Source organism: Limnohabitans sp. TS-CS-82, assembly GCF_002943475.1.
In genome coordinates, this window is record NZ_PTQX01000001.1 from 717,905 (window position 1) to 741,430 (window position 23,526).

The 23,526-nt window shown below is 54.8% G+C and carries 21 protein-coding genes; 8 read left to right on the forward strand and 13 right to left on the reverse strand.

Features of this window, described 5'->3' with window-relative positions; translation table 11 throughout:
- Positions 1 to 3 precede the first annotated feature (3 nt).
- The gene (locus tag C5F52_RS03480) at positions 4 to 567 is read right to left on the reverse strand and encodes a cob(I)yrinic acid a,c-diamide adenosyltransferase (protein WP_104796906.1); all 564 of its coding nucleotides are present in this window, start codon (positions 565 to 567) and stop codon (positions 4 to 6) included.
- A 108-nt stretch (positions 568 to 675) separates the two neighbouring features.
- Between C5F52_RS03480 and C5F52_RS03485 the strand changes: the two genes are divergently transcribed.
- On the forward strand, positions 676 to 2,103 hold the full coding sequence (locus C5F52_RS03485) for an FAD-binding oxidoreductase (protein WP_104796907.1): 1,428 nt from the start codon (positions 676 to 678) through the stop codon (positions 2,101 to 2,103).
- Here C5F52_RS03485 and C5F52_RS03490 read toward each other — a convergent pair.
- The 9 genes from C5F52_RS03490 to C5F52_RS03530 all read right to left on the reverse strand — a co-directional run bounded on the left by C5F52_RS03490 (position 2,072) and on the right by C5F52_RS03530 (position 13,666).
- Positions 2,072 to 3,823, reverse strand: a complete 1,752-nt coding sequence (locus C5F52_RS03490; protein WP_161499641.1) for an ATP-binding protein — start codon at positions 3,821 to 3,823, stop codon at positions 2,072 to 2,074. The genes C5F52_RS03485 and C5F52_RS03490 overlap by 32 nt on opposite strands.
- Positions 3,824 to 3,831: 8 nt before the next feature.
- The gene (locus tag C5F52_RS03495; RefSeq protein ID WP_161499642.1) at positions 3,832 to 5,559 is read right to left on the reverse strand and encodes an ATP-binding protein; all 1,728 of its coding nucleotides are present in this window, start codon (positions 5,557 to 5,559) and stop codon (positions 3,832 to 3,834) included.
- A gap of 32 nt (positions 5,560 to 5,591) precedes the next feature.
- The gene (locus C5F52_RS03500; protein ID WP_104796910.1) at positions 5,592 to 6,512 is read right to left on the reverse strand and encodes a ParB/RepB/Spo0J family partition protein; all 921 of its coding nucleotides are present in this window, start codon (positions 6,510 to 6,512) and stop codon (positions 5,592 to 5,594) included.
- Complete coding sequence (locus C5F52_RS03505) at positions 6,502 to 7,053, reverse strand: alpha/beta hydrolase (protein WP_104796911.1); 552 nt, start codon at positions 7,051 to 7,053, stop codon at positions 6,502 to 6,504. The genes C5F52_RS03500 and C5F52_RS03505 overlap by 11 nt, the downstream gene beginning before the upstream one ends.
- 8 nt (positions 7,054 to 7,061) lie before the next feature.
- Complete coding sequence (locus C5F52_RS03510; protein WP_104796912.1) at positions 7,062 to 7,859, reverse strand: ParA family protein; 798 nt, start codon at positions 7,857 to 7,859, stop codon at positions 7,062 to 7,064.
- Between the two features lie 27 nt (positions 7,860 to 7,886).
- Positions 7,887 to 8,501, reverse strand: a complete 615-nt coding sequence (locus C5F52_RS03515) for a LysE family translocator (RefSeq protein ID WP_104796913.1) — start codon at positions 8,499 to 8,501, stop codon at positions 7,887 to 7,889.
- Positions 8,502 to 8,531: 30 nt separating this feature from the next.
- Positions 8,532 to 9,188 carry a 16S rRNA (guanine(527)-N(7))-methyltransferase RsmG gene (gene rsmG / locus C5F52_RS03520; protein ID WP_104796914.1) on the reverse strand — a complete coding sequence of 219 codons (657 nt, stop codon included), beginning with the start codon at positions 9,186 to 9,188 and terminating at the stop codon, positions 8,532 to 8,534.
- On the reverse strand, positions 9,188 to 11,224 hold the full coding sequence (mnmG, locus tag C5F52_RS03525) for a tRNA uridine-5-carboxymethylaminomethyl(34) synthesis enzyme MnmG (protein WP_104796915.1): 2,037 nt from the start codon (positions 11,222 to 11,224) through the stop codon (positions 9,188 to 9,190). The genes rsmG and mnmG overlap by 1 nt, the downstream gene beginning before the upstream one ends.
- A 165-nt stretch (positions 11,225 to 11,389) precedes the next feature.
- A complete protein-coding gene (locus C5F52_RS03530) occupies positions 11,390 to 13,666 on the reverse strand; it encodes a cation-translocating P-type ATPase (RefSeq protein ID WP_236657698.1) in 2,277 nt (758 codons plus the stop codon).
- Positions 13,667 to 13,699: 33 nt separating this feature from the next.
- Between C5F52_RS03530 and C5F52_RS03535 the strand changes: the two genes are divergently transcribed.
- The 3 genes from C5F52_RS03535 (at position 13,700) to C5F52_RS03545 (ending at position 15,353) form a co-directional block, all read left to right on the forward strand.
- Positions 13,700 to 13,894, forward strand: coding sequence for a heavy-metal-associated domain-containing protein (locus C5F52_RS03535; protein ID WP_104797154.1), 195 nt, complete (start codon positions 13,700 to 13,702; stop codon positions 13,892 to 13,894).
- Positions 13,891 to 14,754 carry a pirin family protein gene (locus C5F52_RS03540; protein ID WP_104796917.1) on the forward strand — a complete coding sequence of 288 codons (864 nt, stop codon included), beginning with the start codon at positions 13,891 to 13,893 and terminating at the stop codon, positions 14,752 to 14,754. Before C5F52_RS03535 ends, C5F52_RS03540 begins: the two co-directional genes overlap by 4 nt.
- Positions 14,755 to 14,867: 113 nt before the next feature.
- Positions 14,868 to 15,353 carry a Spy/CpxP family protein refolding chaperone gene (locus tag C5F52_RS03545; protein ID WP_104796918.1) on the forward strand — a complete coding sequence of 162 codons (486 nt, stop codon included), beginning with the start codon at positions 14,868 to 14,870 and terminating at the stop codon, positions 15,351 to 15,353.
- Here C5F52_RS03545 and gyrB read toward each other — a convergent pair.
- The 3 genes from gyrB to dnaA all read right to left on the reverse strand — a co-directional run bounded on the left by gyrB (position 15,350) and on the right by dnaA (position 20,735).
- Positions 15,350 to 17,914: a DNA topoisomerase (ATP-hydrolyzing) subunit B gene (gyrB, locus tag C5F52_RS03550; protein ID WP_236657699.1), complete on the reverse strand. Its 2,565-nt coding sequence runs from the start codon at positions 17,912 to 17,914 to the stop codon at positions 15,350 to 15,352. The two genes, C5F52_RS03545 and gyrB, sit on opposite strands and share 4 nt — an antisense overlap.
- A 69-nt stretch (positions 17,915 to 17,983) precedes the next feature.
- On the reverse strand, positions 17,984 to 19,090 hold the full coding sequence (dnaN, locus tag C5F52_RS03555; RefSeq protein ID WP_104796920.1) for a DNA polymerase III subunit beta: 1,107 nt from the start codon (positions 19,088 to 19,090) through the stop codon (positions 17,984 to 17,986).
- Positions 19,091 to 19,322: 232 nt separating this feature from the next.
- Complete coding sequence (gene dnaA / locus C5F52_RS03560; protein WP_104796921.1) at positions 19,323 to 20,735, reverse strand: chromosomal replication initiator protein DnaA; 1,413 nt, start codon at positions 20,733 to 20,735, stop codon at positions 19,323 to 19,325.
- Between the two features lie 204 nt (positions 20,736 to 20,939).
- Here dnaA and rpmH point away from each other — a divergent pair, with 204 nt between their 5' ends.
- From rpmH to yidC, 4 genes are read left to right on the forward strand one after another with little or no spacing between them, the layout of a single operon-like run.
- A complete protein-coding gene (gene rpmH / locus C5F52_RS03565) occupies positions 20,940 to 21,074 on the forward strand; it encodes a 50S ribosomal protein L34 (protein WP_005798102.1) in 135 nt (44 codons plus the stop codon).
- 36 nt (positions 21,075 to 21,110) lie between these two features.
- Positions 21,111 to 21,512, forward strand: a complete 402-nt coding sequence (locus tag C5F52_RS03570) for a ribonuclease P protein component (RefSeq protein WP_104796922.1) — start codon at positions 21,111 to 21,113, stop codon at positions 21,510 to 21,512.
- Positions 21,509 to 21,772: a membrane protein insertion efficiency factor YidD gene (yidD, locus tag C5F52_RS03575; protein ID WP_104796923.1), complete on the forward strand. Its 264-nt coding sequence runs from the start codon at positions 21,509 to 21,511 to the stop codon at positions 21,770 to 21,772. The genes C5F52_RS03570 and yidD overlap by 4 nt, the downstream gene beginning before the upstream one ends.
- Entirely contained in the window at positions 21,769 to 23,475 is a 1,707-nt protein-coding gene (gene yidC, locus C5F52_RS03580) for a membrane protein insertase YidC (RefSeq protein WP_104796924.1), read from the forward strand. Before yidD ends, yidC begins: the two co-directional genes overlap by 4 nt.
- The last annotated feature ends 51 nt before the right edge of the window (positions 23,476 to 23,526 follow it).

Below are 23,526 nucleotides of genomic sequence, written 5' to 3' on the forward strand. Positions count from 1 at the left end.
TTTTTAAGCGTCGTTGCGCTTCATTCGTTCGCTTTTCCAATACACGTCGTCACCGCCATTCATGCGGTTGAGCACGCGGGCCAAAACAAACATGAGATCGCTCAAGCGGTTGAGGTATTGGCGAGGAGCTTCGCGAATGGCTTCTTCGTTGCCGAGGGCCACGACCGCACGCTCGGCTCGGCGAGCCACGGTGCGACACACATGGGCCAATGAGGCGCCGCGTGTGCCTGCGGGCAAGATGAATTCTTCGAGCTTGGGCAGTTTGGCGTTGTAGGTTTCGAGCGCGGTGTCCAGGGCCTGCACGGCTTCTTCTTTGAGCAACTCAAAACCAGGAATGGACAGCTCGCCACCGAGGTTGAACAGCTGGTGCTGGATCTCAACCAGCACGTGGCGCACGTCTTGCGGCATGTCTTCACACAACAAAATGCCGATGTTGGAATTGAGTTCATCCACCTCGCCCATGGCGTGCACGCGCAAGCTGTTTTTAGAGACGCGTTGGTTGTTGCCCAGGCCGGTGGTGCCAGCGTCGCCAGTGCGGGTGGCGATTTGTGAGAGTCGGTTGCCCATGTGGTTTGCCTCTGTTGTTTGGTTTTTGGCTTATTTTGCCTGTCACACGGGTGCTCTGGCTGACAGGAACATCATTCTTAGAATGAGGCATTGCTTAGGAGACACCTCATGAACGCCCCAATCGACCACCAACACCTCACGCCCGCCGTGGCACAACGCGAGGTGCCCGCTGACATGATTGCCGCTTTGCAGGCGCGTTTCGGGGCGAACTGCTCAACCGCGTTGGTGGTGCGTGAGCAGCACGGGCGCGATGAGTCGCCCTTCACGCACGTGCCGCCGCCTGCTGCGGTGGTGTTTGCCGAAAGCACGCAAGATGTGGCCGACGCGGTGAAGTTGGCTGCGCAATACAAAGTGCCAGTGATTCCGTTTGGTGTGGGCTCGTCGCTCGAAGGCCACTTGCTGGCCGTGCAAGGCGGCATCAGCGTGGACGTGAGCCGCATGAACCAGGTGCTGAGCATCAACGCCGAAGACTTGACGGTGACGGTGCAACCGGGCGTGACGCGCAAGCAGTTGAACGAAGAAATCAAGAGCACAGGTTTGTTCTTTCCGATTGACCCCGGTGCGGATGCGTCGATTGGCGGCATGTGCGCCACGCGTGCGAGCGGAACCAACGCGGTGCGCTACGGCACGATGCGTGAGAACGTGTTGACGCTAGAGGTGGTGACCGCCAGTGGCGAGGTAATTCGCACGGGCACACGCGCCAAAAAGTCGGCCGCGGGCTACGACCTAACGCGCTTGTTTGTGGGCAGCGAAGGCACCTTGGGTGTGATGACAGAAATCACACTGCGCATTTACCCACTGCCCGAGGCGGTGTCGGCGGCGGTGTGTTCGTTCCCCAGCATTGAAGCGGCGGTGCACACGACGATCACCACCATTCAAATGGGTGTGCCCATCGCGCGTGTGGAGTTGTTAGATGGTGGTTCTGTGAAGATCGTGAACCAGTACGCCAAGTTGAATTTGGCTGAGACGCCTTTGTTGCTGATGGAGTTTCACGGTTCACCCGCCGGTGTGAAAGAGCAAGCCGAGACGGTGCAAGAGATTGCTGCCGAGCACGGCGGTGTGGCGTTTGAATGGGCCACCACGCCCGAAGAGCGCACGCGCTTGTGGACGGCGCGACACAACGCCTACTTTGCTGCAATTCAAAGCCGCCCCGGTTGCCGCGCCGTGACCACCGACACCTGTGTGCCGATCAGCCGCTTGGCCGATGCCATGTTGGATTCACTGGCCGAGGCGGATGCGTCTGGCCTGCCCTACTTCTTGGTGGGCCACGTGGGCGATGGCAACTTCCATGTGGGGTATTTGATTGACCCGAACAACCCGCAAGAACACGCGCTGGCAGAAAGCCTGAACCACAAGTTGGTGGCGCGTGCGTTGAGCTTGGGCGGCACCTGCACAGGTGAGCACGGCATTGGTTTGCACAAGATGGATTTCTTGCGTGCCGAAACGGGCGAAGGCGCGGTGGACATGATGCGCACCATCAAGCGGGCCTTAGACCCAGACAACATCATGAACCCAGGGAAGATTTTTTCTCTGTGAGCATCTGCGCCACTTGGGCGCAGACTTTGACGGCATCGAAGGGTTTGAGCACCACGGCGTTCACGCCCGCCGCAGAGAAGCGCTCTAGGTCTTGTGGGTTGACGTTGGCGGTGAGGCCCAAGACGGGGGTGTCGCACGCAGGCGCGCTCAAGGTTTGACGCAAGGCCGTGGTGGCTTCGATGCCATCCATCTCAGGCATGACCATGTCCATGAGGACCACATCGAAGGGGTGTTGACGCAGCGCGTCTAGTGCTTTGAGGCCGTTGTCGGCTTCGACAATCTCACAGTTTTTCCAATTGTTTTTGAGAATTTGGCGCACAAGCAAGCGGTTAATCGGATGGTCGTCGACCACTAAAAACCGCTGCGCTGCTTCGCTAGACGTGGCAGGGGTTTTGACCTTGGGCACTTCGACCTGTGGCGCAGCCACCTCGACCAAAGGCAAGGTGAACCAGAACAAAGAGCCCGCACTCGGTTTGCTTTCAAAGCCGATGTGGCCCCCCATCAACTCGACCAAGCGTTGCGTGATGGACAGGCCCAAACCGTTGCCACCATAGCGCGACTGAATGTCGTCTTCAGCCTGCACGAAGCGCTGGAAAATTTTGGGCTGCTGCGCTTCAGGAATGCCAATGCCACTGTCGCGCACCGAGAAGCGCACACACAAAGGCTCTTGGCGCACGTGCAAGGTGACGTGGCCTTGGTGGGTGAACTTGATGGCGTTGCCCAAGAGGTTGACCAAAATTTGCATCAAGCGATGGCGATCGGCGCGCACCCAGGGCGGCACGTTGTCGTCGATGGTGCAGGTGTATTGCAGGTGCATGCTCTCGACGCGTTGGGCAAACAAATCAAACGCGGTGTGCACGGTGTCGCGCAGCGCAAAGGTTTCGTATTGCACGTTGATCTTGCCCGCTTGCAGCTGCGAGTAGTCGAGCACGTCGTTGATGACGGTGAGCAAATGGTCAGCAGACTGGCGCGTGTGGTTCAAAATTTTGAGCGCTTGCGGGTTGCCAGACACGCGGGCGAGCAGCATGTTGTTGAAGCCCAAAATCGCGTTCATGGGTGTGCGCAATTCGTGGCTGACGGTGGCGATGAATTGCTCGCGCAAGGCAGCGGTGCGCAGCAGCTCTTTGCGCTTTTCTTCAAGTTCCAAATTGCGCTGCAAGCTGGCCGCGTAGGCGCGACGAAACAAGCTGTCATACAAAAATGGAACGGTGATGACGATCAGCGTGACCACGGTGTACGTGGCGAACGAGGACATGACTTGCGCAATGCCCAGCGTGGGGTTGTCGGGCAACCATGCTTGCCAGGTGACGTAGGTCATGGCCGCTTCATCAAGCAACACAATGATCAACCACACCAACCCCGAGAAACGGCTGACGGCGTAGAACGGCACCAACGGAATGGCGGTCATCCACGCCATGCGCGGCGAGAAGATGCCCCCTGACATCCACGCGGCATAGCTGACTTGCAACAAGGCAGCAAGTAGGCCGATGTTGACTGCCCATTGCAAAGGTAGACCCACGGTGAATAAAACCACCAACACAAACACCACCGCCGCAAACACAAGGGGCACAGGCACGCCATTGGGATAGGGGGTGATGATGGCCAAGATGACCATGACAAAGATCAACAACCAAGCGACAAAGAAGAGGTACGGCAAGCGCCCTTCCCGAAAGCGCTGGGGCAAACGCGGAACAGCCCATGCGGTGAATTGATCGAACATGCTGGGCTTCATGGGAGCGCTCTCGCGGCATGCACAGCCAATGCGTTTGAAATTTTAGAAATCAGCTGCTGCTCATCCAAAGGTTTGTGCAACACATCGTTCATCCCAGAAGCGAGGCAACGGTCTTGATCTACGGGATTGGCACTGGCGGTGAGGGCCAGGACTGGCATGTGGCACACCGGCGCAGGGAAGTTATGGCGCAAGGCTTGGGTGGCTTGCATGCCATCCATGTCGGGCATGACCATGTCCATCAAGACCAGATCAAAGGATTGGGTGCGTAGTTTTTCGAGTGCGATGGGGCCGCTGCTAGCTTCCACAATGTTGGCTTTGGGAAAACATTTTTTCAGCATCATGCGCGCGACCAACAGGTTCACCGCGTTGTCATCGACGAGCAAAATTTGCAACGCTTTGTCGACCAGCATGCGGGCCATTTCTGCGGCCGCTTTGGCCTCCCGAACTGCCACGCTACGCAAGGGCAGCTGAAACCAAAAACGTGCGCCCTGCCCTTGCACGCTGCTCACGCCAATGGTGCCGCCTTGCAAGCTGACTAAGCGTTCACAGATGGACAAGCCCAAACCTGTGCCGCCGTATTGGCGGTTGGTTTGCACGTCGGCGTGTTCAAAGCCGTTGAAGATTTGTTTTTGTCGATCGGCGGCAATGCCAATGCCCGAGTCTTGCACCTCAAACAACACGCCACCACCCACGCCCTGGGCGCGCACATGGATGTCTCCCGTGGATGTGAACTTGAAGGCGTTGTCGAGCAAGTAGCGCAGCACCTGAATCAGGCGACGACGGTCACCCTTGACCCACATGTTGTGCACGGCACTGGCCTCTAACTTCAGCGTCAGACCTTTGGCTTGTGCTTTGGCCTCGTAAGAGACCAGTAGCTCGGCCAAGGTTTCGCGCAAACCAAACTCTTCTTCGTGCAAGGCCAGTCGACCGGCTTGGAGTTGTGAAAAATCCAAAATGTCGTTGACGACTTGCAGCAGTTGCTCGGTGGAGCGGCGAATGTGGTCCACCACTTCAGCGTCTTCCGTGCGCGCCGCCAACTCGGTACGCAAGATGCCGTTGAGACCCAAAATGGCATTCATGGGGGTGCGCAATTCGTGGCCCACAGAGGCAATGAATTCATCTTTGTGCGCTTGGGCGCGGAGGAGGGCTTGGTGTGTTTGTTCTAGCTCGGCATTGCTTTGGTCCATGTCGGCCACTTGGCTTCGGTGCATGCGGTCGGTGACAAACACCACAAACATCGCTAAGCCCAAGACCAAAAATTTGCTGGCCACCGTCCAAGCCATGACGTCGTTGGCCATGTTGATGTCGCTGTTGACCACGCCATGCTGGCTGATGAGCAACAACAACAAATTGGCAACAAAAACGCTGACGACCCAAAACAAAGCGGCCGTTCGGTCAAGCAACAAAATGGCGGGCAACACAGCAGCCGTCATCCACACCATGACTGGCGAGTTGATGCCGCCGGTCATGGCTGCGAGATAGGCCACATAACCGATAGACCACAACAAGGTGCCGTGGGCGATCCACAAATAAGGCAAGCCCACCAAGAGCAACGCCAGCAAACCCCAGTAACCAGCAGTGCCCACCAAGTTGGCGACATGGTCGTAATCGGGTTGGTAAATGAAGTAAAACGGCAGTGAGCAAGCGCCCACCAAGAGCAACATATACGTCAACAAGCTGCGACGGCGTTCGAGCGGAGAGCCTTTGAAAAAGGCTTTTGGCAAGAAGAGGTTGTGCAGCGTTTGAAGCATCCGTTTTAAGGTTTGCGAAGTTTGTCGATGAGGCCGTTGAGTTCGTCGATGGAGCCGAATTGAATTGCCAACTCACCCATTTCTTCCACTCTGCCATGACGCTTGACGCGTTTTTTGACGCGCACTTCAACTTGTGCGGTGAGCAGATCAGAAAGTTCTTCTTCGACGCGTTTGATGTCGCGTGATTTTTCGCTCTTGGGTTTTTGCGGCACGAGGTTGAATTCGGCACTGAGTTTTTTGACCAAGCTTTCGGCTTCGCGCACCGACATTTTTTTGGCGCTGATTTGATTGGCCGCGGTGATTTGCGTGCCACGGTCCAAGGCCAACAACGCACGGGCGTGACCCATGTCGATGTCGCCCGCCATGAGCATGGACTGCACGGGCTCGGCCAAGTTGAGCAAGCGCAACAAGTTGCTGGCGGCGCTGCGTGAGCGGCCCACCGCTTGCGCTGCCAGTTCGTGCGTGAGGCCAAACTCTTTGATGAGGCGTTGTAAGCCTTGTGCTTCTTCGAGCGGGTTGAGGTCTTCGCGCTGGATGTTTTCGATCAGCGCCATGGCGGCGGCAGCTTCGTTGGGCACGTTGCGCACGAGCACGGGCACGGTGTCGAGGCCTGCTAACTTGGCCGCACGGCTGCGGCGTTCACCCGCGATGATTTCGTATTTGCCTGCGTTGGGACCATCGTTCAACTGCCGCACAAGGATGGGCTGCATGATGCCTTGAGCTTTGATGCTTTCGGCGAGTTCATACAAAGCGCCCTCGTCCATGCGCGTGCGTGGCTGGTACATGCCGGGCACCATTTGGCTCAAGGGCAAGGCATTGGGCAAGCCGTCGGCAGCGGCGATTTGCGCGGCAACGCTGTCGTCGACTTTGGGGCCGAGCAAGGCTTCAAGGCCGCGGCCTAAGCCTTTGGTTTTTTTAGTGACCATGGGGTACTTCTTCTTTCAGTAAATCTTGCAACAGGGCAAAGCCTTCGGGCCAATCGCCCAGGTTAGATTCGGCATTGATGTGACCGCTCATGCCGCAATCGACCAAACGCGAACCCCACGCATGGGCCAAGGCACTGGCGCGCATGAAGCTGCAATACGGGTCGTTGCGACTGGTCGCCACGACCGATGGAAACGGCATGCGCTCGCGCACGATGGGGCTCCAACTGTGCAACATTTGTTGCATCTCGGGACGCTCAGTATCAGCGGGTGCAACCAACAACGCGCCTTTGATTTGGTGGGCAATCAACGAGTGTGACGCCCACGCCGCCACCAACACGCAGCCCAGGCTGTGGGCCACCAACACGGCGTTGGGGTTGGCCAGCACGGCTTCTTCGAGCTGAATCATCCAGTCGCCACGCAAAGGCCAATCCCAGCTGTGTTGTTCGACACGGATGTAGCCGTGCGCGTTTTGCCACAGACTTTGCCAATGGCTAGGGCCGCTGTTGTGCCAGCCGGGCAGGATGAGGACGGGGGTTGTCACGCGGGGGCTTAAAACGATTTGACGCGTTCGACCATCTCTTGCGCAAAGTCGACAAACGCGTGGCTGCCTTTGGCCGACGGGTCAAACACCACGCCAGGCAAACCGTAACTGGGCGCCTCGGCCAAGCGCACATTGCGCGGGATGACGGCGCTGAACACTTTGTCACCAAAGTGGTCTTTGAGTTGGTCACTCACCTGCTGTTGCAAGGTGATGCGTGGATCAAACATGACGCGCAAGAGGCCAATGATTTTGAGGTCGCGGTTGAGGTTGGCGTGCACCTGTTTGATGGTGTTGACCAAGTCGGTCAGCCCTTCCAGAGCGAAGTATTCGCACTGCATGGGCACGATGACACCGTGCGCAGAGCACAAGCCGTTGAGTGTGAGCATGGACAACGATGGCGGGCAATCAATAAGCACAAAGTCGTACTCTGCATCCACAGCGGCCAAGGCTTGTTTGAGGCGGTTCTCGCGACGCTCCAACGACACCAGCTCAACTTCGGCACCCGCCAAGTCACGGTTAGCGCCCAGGACATCGTAGGTTGGGATTTTGCTGCGCACGCCATCGGTGCCCCAGTTGCTGCGAATGCGGGCTTCGGCCACGCTGGCTTCTTCCAACAACACGTCGTACACCGACAACTCCATCTCACGCTTATCCACGCCCGAGCTCATGGTGGCATTGCCCTGTGGGTCGAGGTCAACCATCAACACGCGCTGCCCGACGAATGCCAAGCCTGCCGCCAAATTGACGGTGGTGGTGGTCTTGCCAACGCCACCTTTTTGATTGGCAACGCAAAAGATTTTGGCCATACAGAGCTTTCGAAAGAGACAGAAAAATTATTGAAACAACGCCAGCTTCAGGCCAAAGGCCATGAGCAAAGTACCCGCCACTTTGTTAAGCATCACACTCACCATCGGATTGGCGCGCACGCGCTCAGCCAAATGATGGGCCAACAAGACAACCACCAAGCCATACAAGAAAGTCAGCGCAGCAATCGTGACAGCCATGAAACCAAAGGTCAGCAAACCTTGATGGACCGCAGGATCCACGAACAACGGAAAGAAGGCCATGTAAAACACAATCGCTTTGGGGTTGAGCACGGTGATGAACAGCCCTTGGCGAAAGTAGTGATCGGACTTCATATTCAGCACCGGCGCATCACCCGGCTTGCTGTTGAACAAGGAATAACCCAAGCCCAACAAGTAAGCAGCACCCGCCCATTTGACCGAGCTGTACAAGCCTGGGTAATTGATGAGCACCGCCGACAAACCCGCCACCGCCAGCCACAGCAACACCTGGTCACCCGCGATCACGCCCAGCGTGGCAGCCAAACCCGAACGCACCCCGCCCTTGCCAGTTGCGGTGAGCAAAGCCAAGTTACCGGGGCCGGGAATGGCTAAAAAGACAATGATGGCCACGACAAAAGCGCCGTAGTCCGCGATACCGAACATAAAAGACTCAGGTTTAAAACTGAGAGAAGTTTAACCGCGCATCCAGATGATGCAGCGCTCGGCATCCAGACCGGGAACTTGGAGCTGTTCCACGTGAAACACTTTGACGCTTTCTGGCAACACGGCCAGCTCTTGGTCAGGGTGTTTGCCCTTCATGGCCATCCACACGCCATGGCTGGCCAAGGCTGACTTGGACCAAGCGGTGAAGTCCACCAACGAGGCAAAGGCACGGGAGCAAACCACGTCATAGGGCCGAGTCAAGCTTTCGACACGGGCGTGCAGGCCTTTGAGGTTGGGCAATTTCAGAGTGGCCGCCACCTGCTGGATGAAGGCAGCTTTTTTGGCCACCGTATCCACGCAGGTCACCAAGATTTCAGGGCACGTGATGGCGATGACGATGCCGGGCAAACCAGCGCCCGCCCCCACATCCAACAAACTGAGCTGGGTTTGACCTTCTGGCAAAACCAGCTTGGCCAATTCGCGACGCAGAGGCGCAACCACCGCCAAGCTATCCAGCAAATGATGTGTGAGCATTTCGTTGGCATCACGCACAGCCGTCAGGTTGTAAACCTTGGTCCATTTGCCAATCAAATCCATGTAGACCAAGAGTTGGGTTTGTTGCGCATCGGACAAAGACAAGCTCAATTCATCAAGGCCTTTTTGCAGGGCTGGCGACAAAGGATGCATCAGTTCACCTCGCTCGCATCGGCCGCCGACGCTTGGGCAAAGCCTTTGACGCGCGAACGCTTCAAGTGAATGAGTAGCAATGAAATGGCCGCAGGCGTGATGCCCGACATGCGCGAGGCCTGGCCCAAAGTTTCTGGGCGCTGGCGGCTCAGGCGCTGACGCACCTCGATCGACAAAGCGGTGACCTGGTTGTAGTCCAAGTCGTCGGGCAATTTGAGGTTTTCGTAATGGGCTGCACGCTCTACTTCATCGCGTTGACGGTCGATGTAACCCGAGTACTTGGCTGCGATTTCAATCTGCTCGATGATGGCTCGGGCGGTTTCACGTGAAACATCGTCGCCGGCAAAGCCATCGGTGATGTCTTGGTTTTGGTACTTGGCGTTATCCAAAGACATCAAGCCTTGGTAGCTCACATCGGGGCGACGGAGCAAATCGGCCAAGTTGTATTCGCGGTCAATGGCCTTGCCCATGACGCGCTCGGCCTCGGCAGCGGGCAAGTTGCGGGGGTTCACCCAAATGGATTTGAGGCGCTCTGTTTCACGTGAAACAGCTTCTTGTTTGCGGCTGAAGGCTTCCCAGCGAGCGTCATCGACCAAGCCCATTTGACGGCCAACCTCGGTCAGGCGCACATCGGCGTTGTCTTCGCGCAGCTGCAGCCGGAACTCAGCGCGGCTGGTGAACATGCGGTACGGCTCGGTCACACCTTTGGTCGTCAGGTCATCCACCAGCACGCCTAAGTAGGCTTGGTCACGGCCTGGCGTCCATGCACCGCCAAAGTCATTGGGCGCGCCGGCCAAGCTGCGGCATTGCAAGGCGGCATTGATACCAGCGAACAAACCTTGGGCTGCCGCTTCTTCGTAACCGGTGGTGCCATTGATTTGTCCGGCAAAGAACAAACCGCCAATGGCGCGGGTTTCGAAACTGCGCTTGAGCTCGCGCGGGTCAAAGTAGTCGTACTCGATGGCGTAACCGGGGCGAATGATGTGGGCGTTTTCCAAGCCCTTCATCGAACGAACCAAGTCGTACTGAATGTCAAACGGCAAGCTGGTGCTGATGCCGTTGGGGTAGTACTCGTGGGTAGTCAGGCCTTCGGGCTCTAAAAAGATTTGGTGGCTGTCTTTGTCGGCGAAGCGGTTGATCTTGTCTTCCACACTGGGGCAATAGCGCGGACCGACGCCCTCAATCTTGCCGGTGAACATAGGGCTGCGATCAAAGCCAGATCGGATGATGTCGTGGGTACGCTGGTTGGTATGGGTAATCCAGCACGGCATGTGTTGCGGGTGCATAGACGCACAGCCCATGAAACTGAACACAGGTACTTCACCCAACACGCCCGCGGAGCGTGCGCCGTTTTCGGTTTGGTTGGCCACGCCATCGCCGGGTTGCTCGATGCATTGGCTGAAGTCAATCGTGCGACCATCAATGCGCGGGGGGGTGCCAGTTTTCAAACGACCCTGCGGCAACTTGAGTTCTTTAAGTCGGGCTGACAAGCTGAGTGCAGGCGGGTCACCGGCACGGCCACCTGCGTAGTTGTTCAGGCCAACGTGAATCTTGCCGTCCAAGAAAGTGCCAGCGGTCAACACCACGGTGCGGCTACGGAATCGAATGCCCGCTTGGGTGCAGGCGCCCACCACGCGGTCGCCCTCCACCATCAGGTCGTCCACCGCTTGCTGGAACAGCCACAAATTGGGCTGGTTTTCCAACATGCGGCGAATGGCGGCTTTGTACAAAATGCGGTCAGCTTGCGCGCGGGTGGCACGCACGGCAGGACCTTTGGAGCTGTTGAGAATACGGAACTGAATGCCTGACTCGTCGGTGGCCAAGGCCATGGCACCGCCCAAAGCATCCACCTCTTTGACCAAATGGCCTTTGCCAATGCCACCAATGGACGGGTTGCAACTCATCTGGCCCAAGGTTTCGATGTTATGGCTTAAGAGTAAAGTTTTAGCCCCCATGCGTGCCGCGGCCAACGCGGCCTCGGTGCCGGCGTGTCCACCGCCAACCACGATGACATCAAACTCTTGGGGGTACAACATAAAACCAACCTTTGGGTGTGCACAGGCACAGATACGCAGGGGCTGTGCGCCGCCCTGCTTAGCAGCGGGCGATTTTACTAGGCTGTGTTGGCCGACAGAGAATGTATGGTCTCTACGCGAAAACCAAAGCGCATACCAACAAGCAAAGCCGCGTCCGAAAGCGAATCAAGGCTTCCAGCGCTTGAGCAACAAGGCGTTGGTCATCACGCTCACCGAACTCAGCGCCATGGCCGCACCCGCCACCACGGGACTCAAGTAACCCATGGCGGCGAGCGGAATACCTGCCGCGTTGTAGGCAAACGCCCAAAACAAGTTTTGGCGAATCTTGGCCACGGTGCGGGCCGAGATGTCCAACGCACCCGCCACCAACGCCACATCCCCACGCATGAGCGTGATGCCAGCGGCTTGCATGGCGACATCGGTACCTCCGCGTTGACCATCGGCGTTGAGGTTAGCCATGGCAAGGCCCACATCGGCGGCGGCCAAGGCCGGTGCGTCATTGATGCCGTCACCCACAAAGGCCACCACATGGGGCGCACCGTTGGGGTTGTGTTGCAAGCTTTTGACCAAAGCAGCTTTGTCGCCGGGCATGACCTCGGCATGCACTTCGTCTGCACGCAAACCCAAACGCGCGGCCATGGCTTGGGCGGCACCCACGTTGTCGCCCGAAATCATGACCAAACGCAAACCACGTGCACGCAACTTGGCCAACGCATCTTGCACGCCCGGCTTAGGCTCATCCCCAAAAGCCAACACAGCGAGCGCAACGACCCCTTGCGGCGTGCGTTCAGATAGAACCGACACCGTGGCACCCTGCGCTTGCAAAGCGGCTGCACGGGCTTGCCATTCACCAGCGGGCACAGACAAAGCATCCATCCATCGCAAGCTGCCCAGCAACAAGTGGCGCCCTTGTACGACGCCTTCGCTGCCAAAGCCGGCGACCGCCTTGACGCCTTCGGGCGTGGCATAGCTCAAGCCGTTTGTTTTGGCTGCTTGCACCACCGCATGGGCCAAAGGATGCTCGTTGCCGCTTTGCAACCCAGCAGCCAGCGCGAGCAGGGTTTGTGCATAAGCCGTCATGTGTGCGGTGGCATCTAACGCATCAGCGGCATCGAAGTCTTGCAACGCCAACAAAGACAACAAGCGCGGCTGGCCAATGGTGAGCGTGCCCGTCTTGTCAAATGCCACGGTGTCCACTTTGTGCGCCACTTCTAAAGCTTGCGCATCTTTGATGAGGATGCCGTGCTTCGCCGCCACACCCGTGCCCGCCATGATGGCTGCAGGAGTGGCTAAACCCAACGCACACGGACAGGCAATGACCAACACCGCCACGCAATGGATGAGCGACACCTCCAGGCTGTGGCCTGTGAACCACCAAGCCAACAACGTGACCAACGCCAGCACCAAGACCACAGGCACAAACACCGCAGACACTTGGTCGACCATGCGTTGAATTGGGGCCTTAGCAGCTTGTGCGTCTTCGACCAAGCGAATGATGTTGGCCAACACGGTGGCAGTACCTGTGGCACTCACACGCACCACCACACGTCCTTCGCCGTTGATGCTGCCTCCGGTCACGCGTGAATCGAGGGCTTTGTGCACGGGCAAAGGCTCACCCGTGAGCATGGCTTCATCTACTTGGGTTTGGCCTTCAAGCACCACACCGTCTGCCGCAAAGCGTTCACCGGGCAAGACCACCAAGCGGTCGCCCACCAGCAGTTCTTCGATGGGAATTTCTACCTCGCCATCCAAGGTGATGACACGTGCACGCGCAGGGCGCAAGGCATGCAAGGCGCGAATGGCATCGGTGGTTTGGCGCTTGGCACGCGCCTCTAGCCACTTGCCCAACAAGACCAAGGTGATGACCACCGCCGAGCCTTCGAAATACAAATGGACCATCGCACCCGCAGGCGCTGTGAGCCACAGCCACACCGACAAAGCCCAACCCGCCGTGGTACCCAAGGCCACCAACAAATCCATGTTGCCGCTGCCCGCCAACAAGGCATGCCAACCCGCTTTGTAAAAACGTGCACCCAGCACGAACTGCACAGGCGTCGCCAACACAAACTGCCACAACGCCGACAACATCCAGTGCTGACCCAAGGCATCGCCCACCATCGGTAAGACCAACGGCGCGCTGAGCAACAAACCCATGGCGACGGGCATAAAACCTGTCCACGCACCTTCTGGTGCTTGTTCCAAATGTTCGGCCGCCAAAGGCTCGTAACCCGCATCACGCACCGCGCGTCGCAGGCGAGCTTGTTGGGTTTGCTCGTCTTCTGAGGCTTGTGACGCGGCCCAATGAACCCTCGCCGATTCGGTCGCCAAGTTGACGCTGACCGATTCAACACCAGGCAGTTTGGCAATCGCGCGCTCCACACGGGCCACGCACGATGCACAGGTCATTCCACCAATACCAATATCGCAGGACAATTCAGACATAGGTTAAGGTTACATCTTTATAAGGAGCCCATGATGGATAACACGTTTCAAGTCCAAGGCATGACCTGTGGCCATTGCGAAATGGCCGTTAAAAAAGCGATTGCACGCCTAGACCCAGACGCCAAGGTGGAGATTGACCGCAGCACCGGCAAAGTCGATGTGCACAGCAGCAAGCCACGCGAAGATATTGCGCACGCCATTGCTGACGAAGGCTACCAAGTCGCATGAGCACCGTGCGTGAAGCTCGTGGCGTCGAGCATTTGGTGCAAGGCCAAGACACCCAAGACGGCGCAGGTGTGCGTCTGACACGTGTGCTGAGCCATGATTTGCAAGAACGCCTTGACCCATTTCTGATGCTCGATGCGTTTGGCAGCGACAACCCCGGCGACTACATTGCGGGCTTTCCCAAACACCCACACCGTGGCTTTGAGACCGTGACCTACATGATTGCGGGTCGCATGCGCCACAAAGACAGCGGCGGCCACGAAGGCCTGTTGCAAAACGGTGGTGTGCAATGGATGACCGCCGGGCGTGGTCTGACACACAGCGAAATGCCTGAGCAAGAAGAAGGTGTGATGGAAGGCTTTCAGCTGTGGCTGAACCTGCCCGCCAAAAACAAACTCTGCGAACCTTGGTACCGCGACATTCAAAGTGAAGAAATTCCTGAAATCACCACGGGCGAAGGTGTGTTGGTGCGCGTAATTGCTGGGCAATCACACGGCACAGAGGGGGCCATGCAACGCGAATACACCGAGCCTTTGTATTTGGACCTGCACTTCCCTGCCACTGACGGCACGGTGTTCGAGCAACCCTTGCCCGCCACACACAATGCGTTTGTGTATGTGTACCGTGGTGGACTAGACGTGGTACATGGAGACCAAGCCACGGCGGTGCCTATCAAACGCATGGCCGTGCTAGCCAACGGCGGTGATGGCATGGTGCTGCGTGCCCAAGCCAACACGCGCGCCATTGTCATTGCCGGCAGACCGTTGAACGAACCCATCGCGCAATACGGCCCGTTTGTGATGAACACCCGCGAGGAACTGGTGCAAGCCGTGGACGACTTTCGTGCAGGCTTAATGGGATAGGGCCAGCTACAAAACTTTACGTAACTTGTGCTGCAGCGCACAGACGCGTTACACAGACGGTTCACAGTACGAACTTGACAGAGGCATCTCGCCTCTGACTTCAAGGAACTTCTATGACACGTTTGAACAGCACACGTTTTGCACTCTCTGTTTTGTTAGCGGGCTCTGCGATTGCCGCTATCGTCCCTGCACACGCCCAACCCATGATGGGTGAAATGGGTGTGCATCACGACGAGGGTCGTATGCACGAGCGCATGACCAAGCATTGGGACAAGCGTCAAACCGAATTAAAAGCCAAGCTTCATTTGGCCCCCTCGCAAGAGCCTGCATGGAACACTTTTGTGCAAGGCATGAAAGTCCCTGCAAAGCCATTGGCTCAATCAGTAGACCGTGATGCCTTGGCCAAGTTGAATACACCTGAGCGCATGGAAAAGATGAATGCTGCACATGAAGCCAATTTGGCCGCCATGCAAGCCCACATCAAACAACGCACAGAAACAACGCGTACGTTCTATAACCAATTGAGCGTGGAACAGCAAAAAGTATTTGACGCGGAAACCCTCCCAGAGCATTCACGCTGGAAGGGCAAGCGCGATTAAATATCGATGTTGGCAGCGCGCAGTGCGTTATTTTCGATGAAGTTGCGGCGAGGCTCAACCTCGTCGCCCATCAACATAGTGAACACACGATCGGCTTCAATGGCATCGTCAATTTGCACGCGCAGCAACCGGCGCACTGTGGGGTCCATCGTAGTTTCCCAGAGCTGCGCTGGGTTCATTTCGCCCAAGCCCTTGTAACGTTGACGGGCTGTGGCGTTTTCGGCTTGGCCAATCAACCACTTCATGGCTTGACGGAAGTCAGAAACTTTTTCTTCTTTGGCTTTTTCGCCTTCGCCGCGGTGCACCTTCGAGCCCTCACCCACTAAGTCGCGGAAGGTTTGTGCGGCTTCAGCCAAAGCACCGTAATCTGCACCGTGCACGAAGTCTTGAGTAATCACGCTACTCTTCACGTTGCCGTGGTGGCGACGGCTGATGCGCAAAATAGGTTTGTCGGTGCGCACATCAAACTCACCGGTGGCTTCTGAACCGCTGCCGAGTTCGCGCAATTTTTCTTGCATGGCGGCAGCAGATTTTTCAGCATCAGCTACGGTGTCGAGGTTGATAGACACACCATCCGCAATTGCGCGCAAGGCTTCAGCGTCCATAAAGCCACTCAAGCGAGCAATGACAGATTCAGCCACTTGGTGTTTACGCGCCAATTCGCCCAAGGTGTCGCCACTCAAAACTTGAGAGTTGGCACCGCCTGTGGTGATGCTTGCGTCTTTCAACGCAATACGCAGCAAGAAACCATCCAAAGCAGAGGCGTCTTTAAGGTACAGCTCTTCTTTGCCCGCCTTCACTTTGTACAGAGGTGGTTGTGCAATGTAGATGTGGCCACGCTCGACGAGCTCTGGCATTTGACGGTAGAAGAAGGTCAACAACAGCGTACGAATGTGCGCACCGTCCACGTCAGCGTCAGTCATGATGATGATGCGGTGGTAACGCAGCTTGTCGACATTGAAGTCATCCGTGGCCGACTTGCCAGACTCAGCACTGGCTTTACCAATACCGGTGCCCAGTGCGGTAATGAGCGTCAAAATTTCGTTGCTGGTCAACAGCTTTTCGTAACGTGCTTTTTCAACGTTCAAAATCTTGCCGCGCAAAGGCAGAATGGCTTGGAATTTACGGTCACGGCCTTGCTTGGCTGAACCACCCGCGGAGTCACCCTCCACGATGTAGATTTCGCACAACGATGGATCTTTTTCTTGGCAATCGGCCAGCTTGCCTGGCAAGCCCATACCGTCCAACACACCTTTTCGGCGTGTCATTTCGCGGGCTTTGCGGGCAGCTTCGCGTGCACGGGCGGCTTCAACAATCTTGCCGCAAATGATTTTGGCGTCGTTGGGGCGCTCTTGCAAATAGTCTGTCAGTGTTTTGGCGACGATGTCTTCCACAGGCGCACGCACTTCGCTAGACACAAGTTTGTCTTTGGTTTGGCTGCTGAACTTCGGCTCAGGGACTTTGACCGACAACACGCAGCACAAACCTTCGCGCATGTCGTCACCCGTCACTTCAACTTTGGCCTTCTTGGCAAATTCGTTTTCTTCGATGTACTTGTTGATGACGCGAGTCATAGCAGCGCGTAAACCCGTCAAGTGGGTACCGCCATCGCGCTGTGGAATGTTGTTGGTGAAACACAAAACGTTTTCGTTGTAGCCATCGTTCCACTGCATGGACACTTCCACACCAATGTTGGTACCTGGAATGCCACCATAGGTCTCAGCGGGACGGTCACCTTCAGCGTAAAACGCATTGGGGTGCAATACCTTCTTGCCTGAGTTGATGAAGTCCACAAAGCCCTTCACACCACCTGCACCAGAAAAGTCGTCTTCTTTGCCCGTACGTTCGTCCAACAAGCGGATACGCACACCATTGTTCAAAAAGCTAAGTTCGCGCAAACGCTTGCTCAAAATCTCGTAATGAAAGTCAGTGTTTTGCGTGAAGATTTCTGTGTCAGGCAAGAAGTGAACTTCTGTTCCGCGCTTTTCGGTATCACCGGTGATGCGCATGGGGGACACTTCAACACCATTCACCACTTCAATCAAACGGTTTTGCACGAAACCTTTGGAAAACTCTAAGGTGTGAACCTTACCTTCGCGACGGACCACCAAACGCAACGATTTGGACAGCGCGTTCACACAAGACACACCCACGCCGTGCAAACCACCCGATACCTTGTAGCTGTTTTGGTTGAACTTACCGCCGGCATGCAATTCGGTCAGAGCGATTTCAGCGGCACTGCGCTTGGGCTCGTGCTTGTCGTCCATCTTCACGCCGGTAGGAATACCACGGCCGTTATCAGTCACGCTGATGGAGTTGTCACTGTGAATGGTGACCACGATGTCATCGCAATGACCAGCCAAGGCTTCGTCAATTGAATTGTCAACCACCTCAAACACCAAATGGTGCAAGCCTGAACCATCAGATGTATCACCGATATACATGCCTGGACGCTTACGAACCGCCTCAAGGCCTTCCAAAATTTGAATTGACCCCTCACCATAGCCTTCACCGGCTGGAGGCGTCACTGGGGTTTCAGGAGTTTGAGTGGGTTCGGTCATAGCAAGTCTTCGTGCGTGAGGCATAAGCACCCCACGGTTTCAATCAGGAAAAAAGTAAACAACGATGCGTTAAATACGCATTGGCATCACCACATACTTGAAGGTGGTGTTTTCAGGAATGGTGATGAGTGCCGAGCTGTTGGAATCAGCCAAGTCAACTTGCACCATGTCTTGGTCCATATTGGTCAAAGCATCGATCAAGTACGTGACGTTGAAACCAATTTCAATGGCGTCGCCGTTGTAATCAATTTCAAGTTCGTCTACAGCTTCTTCTTGCTCAGCGTTGCTTGAGGCCACACGCAACACACCGGGCTCCAAGTTCAGGCGCACGCCTTTGAACTTTTCGCTGGTCAAAATCGCTGTGCGCTGCAGGGTAGCGAGCAAAGCCGTACGACCCATAGTGATGGTGTTCTTGTGGTTCTTTGGAATCACACGGTTGTAGTCTGGGAACTTACCTTCCACCAGCTTGGTCACAAATTCCATGCCGTCGAATGTGAACTTAGCTTGATTACCAGCAAATTGCATTTCGATGGCACCCTCTTTGTCGCTCAACAAGCGCTGCATTTCTAGCACTGTTTTACGAGGCAAGATGACTTCTTGGCGCGGCACTTCCACATCCAAAGTTGCAGAAGAGAAAGCCAAACGGTGACCATCTGTCGCGACCAAGCTAAGTTGTTTACCTTCCGCCACAAACAAAATGCCGTTCAAGTAATAACGGATGTCATGCACAGCCATGGCGAATGACACTTGGTGCAACAACTCTTTCAAAGTCTTTTGCGGCACGCTGAAAGAAGGACCAAAGTTGGCAGCTTCTTGCACCAATGGGAAATCTTCAGCAGGCAAGCTTTGCAAAGTAAAGCGGCTTTTACCACCTTTCAAAATCAATTTGTTTTGATTTGATTCCAAACTGACGGTTTGGTCAGAAGGCATGGTGCGCAAGATGTCAATCAACTTGCGTGCACCAACGGTAGTCGTAAAGTTACCTGCATCACCATCAAGTTCTGCAGTGGTGCGAATTTGAATTTCTAAATCGCTTGTGGTCAGTTGTAGCGAACTACCTGTTTTGCGAATCAACACATTTGCCAAGATTGGCAATGTGTGACGACGTTCAACGATACCTGCAACAGATTGCAGAACAGCTAAAACCTTGTCTTGTGTTGCTTTCAGTACGATCATCTCTTCCTCTTGTTTTCTTTATTTAAATTAGTAGTAGTAGATAAGTAAAGCATCTTTCTGTGGACAACAGCATTTTCCTCTTTTTTTTCAAGCACTTGGACACAGCGTGAAGGTGTTGGCAAGCTTGCTTTTCTGCTGTCGTTCAAAAGGGGATAACTTTTAAATTCCTACTTTTCTGTGGATAACTCTGGTGTTGTCCAGAAACTATCCACAAGGTTGTTGTTCTAGCTGTTTAGCCCTTGAGTGTTTGTTCGAGAACATGCAGCTGTTGATTTAAATCAGCCATTTGCTGCCGTTCTGCAGTGATTTTGCGTACTGCATGCAGCACAGTGGTGTGATCACGTCCGCCAAACAGCTCACCAATCTCAGGAAGGCTTTTTTGCGTGAGCTCTTTCGCTAGATACATCGCTATCTGGCGTGGCCTTGCAATTGATGCAGGGCGCTTCTTAGAGTACATGTCAGCCACTTTGATCTTGTAATAGTCGGCAACTGTTTTTTGGATGTTCTCTACGGAAATCTGGCGGTTCTGAATAGAAAGTAAATCGCGCAGGGCATCGCGTGCCAGCTGAATCGAAATTTCTTTCTGATTGAAACGTGAATAAGCCAAGATTTTGCGCAGTGCGCCTTCAAGCTCACGCACGTTAGAACGCACGTTTTTGGCCACGAAGAAGGCTACTTCCTCAGGCATTTCAGAGCCTTCAACGCGTGACTTGCTGATCAAAATTGCCACACGCATTTCTAATTCGGGCGGTTCGATAGCAACAGTTAAGCCCGCATCAAACCGCGACACCAAGCGCTCGTGAATGTCTGTCAAGCCTTTTGGATATGTGTCACTCGTCATGATGATGTGAGACTTCTTGGCCAACAGAGCTTCAAATGCGTTGAAAAACTCTTCTTGGGTACGTTCTTTGTTGGCAAAAAACTGCACATCGTCGATCAAAAGCAAATCTAGCGAGTGATAACGCTCTTTGAATTCATCAAAAGTTTTGCGCTGATAGGCTTTAACCACATCCGAAACAAACTGTTCTGCATGGATGTAGAGAACTTTGGCATCTGGGCGCTCAGACAGCAGCTTGTTACCCACCGCGTGCATCAAATGTGTCTTGCCCAAACCTACCCCACCGTAAATGAACAAGGGGTTATATAACTGACCGGGCATGGTTGCCACATGCATGGCAGCAGCACGCGCCATGCGGTTGGCTGTACCCTCGACCAAGGTATCAAAGGTCAGCGCTGTGTTGAGGCGTGTGCGTGGCCCGCTGGGAACACCTTCTTCCAGTCCTACAAAGCTTTCAGGAAGCGACTCAAGCTCTTGAGAGAATGAAACAGGTTTAATCCTGACAGGGTTTTCCTTGGGAGTGATCGCTAACTCAACTTGAATGGGCTGACCGTGCATTTGTTGCAACAAACCAGCAATTCGGTTGGCATATTGGGCACGAATCCAGTCTAATTTGAAGCGGTTACCCACCAAAATAACTACTTTGCTAAAGTCTTCAGCGACGTTGGCAACCAATGGTTTGATCCACGTATTGAACTGTTGTTCTGGTAGTTCTTGCGCCAGTTGATCGACGCAGGCCTGCCACAAACCTTCACCAGATCCTGGTGGTAGGCCATCGGCGGCAGAAGATAGAAGACCTGAGTTCATGAGATATTTTTCTGTGGACAGCTGCCCTAAAAAGGCAGGCAACCAAGCACTTTATCAAAAAATTATCCACAGGGTGAGTAAATCTGAAAGACTTTAAAAAAGCAAAGCTAAAAAGAGTGTGGATAAAATTCTGCAAATGCCCCAAAAGTTTGAGATAATCATTGGTTTCCCTGATCTCTCAGGGCTTAGCTTTTTGGAAAAATCATGAAACGCACTTACCAGCCTTCTAAAACCCGTCGCGCCCGTACCCACGGCTTTTTGGTCCGTATGAAAACACGCGGTGGCCGCGCAGTGATCAACGCACGTCGCGCCAAAGGTCGCAAGCGTCTGGCTGTCTAATTTTTGACCGCTGTACAGACCCGCGACCCAAGAGCCGTGGAACGTCTGAAACAGTGGTCAGAATTTCAGGTCGTCATGTCGGCAGGTTCTGTGGCACGTACGCCGCATTTTGTGTTGCATCAGTGGCAACCGCCTGCCAAAGCCTCTACAGGGTCTGGGTTTGAAGAAACCCCGACCCTGTTTGTCGATGGTGTCTTAATGATGGGCGCGCTCACACCCAAGCGATGGGCCAAGCGCGCTGTCACACGCAATTTGATTCGACGTCAAATTCACGCGGTTTCGCACGAGTTTGAAAAAGGCTTAAAGCCGACAGCTTATGTGGTTCGTTTGCGAGCAACGTTTAGCCCTCAAAAATTTGTCAGCGCATCTTCGGATGTTTTGAAGCAAGCAGTGCGCGAAGAGCTCAAACAATTGTTTGGATATGTGAGCGCCGCATGATGCAATCATTTTTGATGACGCTGGTGCGCGGGTATCGTTTGCTGCTAAGCCCGTGGCTTGGTTCGTCGTGCCGGTTTGAACCGACGTGCTCTGTGTATTCGTTGCAAGCCCTAGAGCTTCATGGCGCTGCACGTGGCAGTTATTTGACCCTGCGTCGTTTGGCACGTTGCCATCCTTGGTGTGCGGGTGGGCATGATTCTGTGCCACCTGCTTTGTTTACCTCTTTGACCTCTTCCAACGCCGGAAAGAAAACTTCATGAACGACATTCGCCGCACCATTTTGTGGGTGATCTTTGGTTTCTCCATGGTTCTCCTGTGGGACCAATGGCAAGTCCATAACGGAAACAAAGCCACCTTCTTCCCAACGCCTGCGCAGCAAGCCAAAGTGGCTGTAGATGCGTCTTCAGCGGCGCCACAAGCGGCAGGTGTTCCTGCCCCTGTCGCACCACAAGTTGCCGCAGCCGTGCCTGCCGTTGAAACACGCGCGGCAAGCAAAGAGTTGGTGCAAGTTGAAACAGACTTGTTCAAACTCAGCTTTGACACCGAAGGCGGCACGTTGGTTCGTGCGGAGCTGTTGAAGCACGAAGACGAACAAAAGCCGGGTCATAACATTGTGTTGTTGGATGACAGCAAAGAGCGCATCTACACCGCACAAACCGGTTTGATCTCTAGTGTTCCCGGTGTGGCGTTGCCCACACACAAATCGGTGATGTCGGTAAAACCTGGCTCACGTAAACTTAAAGACGGCGACAAAGAGTTGTCCATCGCGTTTGAGTCTGCTGCACAAAATGGTGTGAAGTTGGTTAAGACCTACACCGTCAAACGTGGTGCGTATGACATGGTGGTGAAGCACGACATCGTGAACACCGGCACACAAGAAGTGGCACCTCAGTTGTATTTCCAATTGGTGCGTGACGGTAACAAGCTTGCAGGCGAGTCATCGTTCTATTCCACCTTCACAGGTCCTGCGATTTACACAGAGGCCAAGAAGTACCAAAAGGTGGAGTTTGCCGACATCAAGAAGAAAAAAGTGGATGTAGAAAAACAATCCAACACCGGCTACATCGCCATGGTGCAGCATTACTTTGCGAGCGCTTGGATTTTGCCCAATGGCCTGAGCCGCGACATCTCAATGGACGCTGTGGACATTGGTTCCACCATGGCTGATTGCTGCTACCGTGTGACGGCGATTTCTCCCTTGGAAATCATCAAGCCTGGTCAAAGTAAGAGCGTGGTTGCGACTTTCTACGCTGGCCCACAAGAAGAAAACAAACTGGAGGCGCTGTACCCAGGCCTGGAGTTGGTCAAAGACTACGGCTGGTTGACGATTTTGGCCAAGCCATTGTTCTGGTTGCTCGATCAACTCAACCGCATCTTGAACAACTGGGGCTGGTCTATCGTCGCCTTGGTGGTCTTGCTCAAAGCAGGCTTCTATTGGTTGAATGCTCATGCATACAAGAGCATGGCCAAGATGAAAGCCATCAATCCAAAAATCATGGAAATGCGTGAGCGTCTCAAAGACAACCCGCAACAAATGCAAATGGAGATGATGAAGATTTACCGCGACGAGAAGGTCAACCCTATGGGTGGTTGCTTGCCCATCGCGTTGCAAATTCCCGTGTTCATTGCCTTGTACTGGGTGTTGTTGTCGACCGTTGAAATTCGCAATGCACCTTGGGTGGGTTGGATCCACGACTTGTCGGCGCCCGATCCTTTCTTTATCTTGCCTTTGGTGATGACGCTGACCACCTTGCTGCAAACCGCATTGAACCCCGCACCACCAGATCCCATGCAAGCCAAGATGATGTGGATCATGCCGCTGGCTTTCAGCGTGATGTTCTTCTTCTTCCCTGCAGGTTTGGTGTTGTACTGGATCACCAACAACGTGTTGTCGATTGCACAACAGTGGCTCATCAACATCCGCATGGGTGTGCCACCTCAATTCAACTTGCCCAAGTTCTAATTTAGAACCGTGGTCAATCAAAAGCCCGCCTCCTTCGATGGTTGGCGGGTT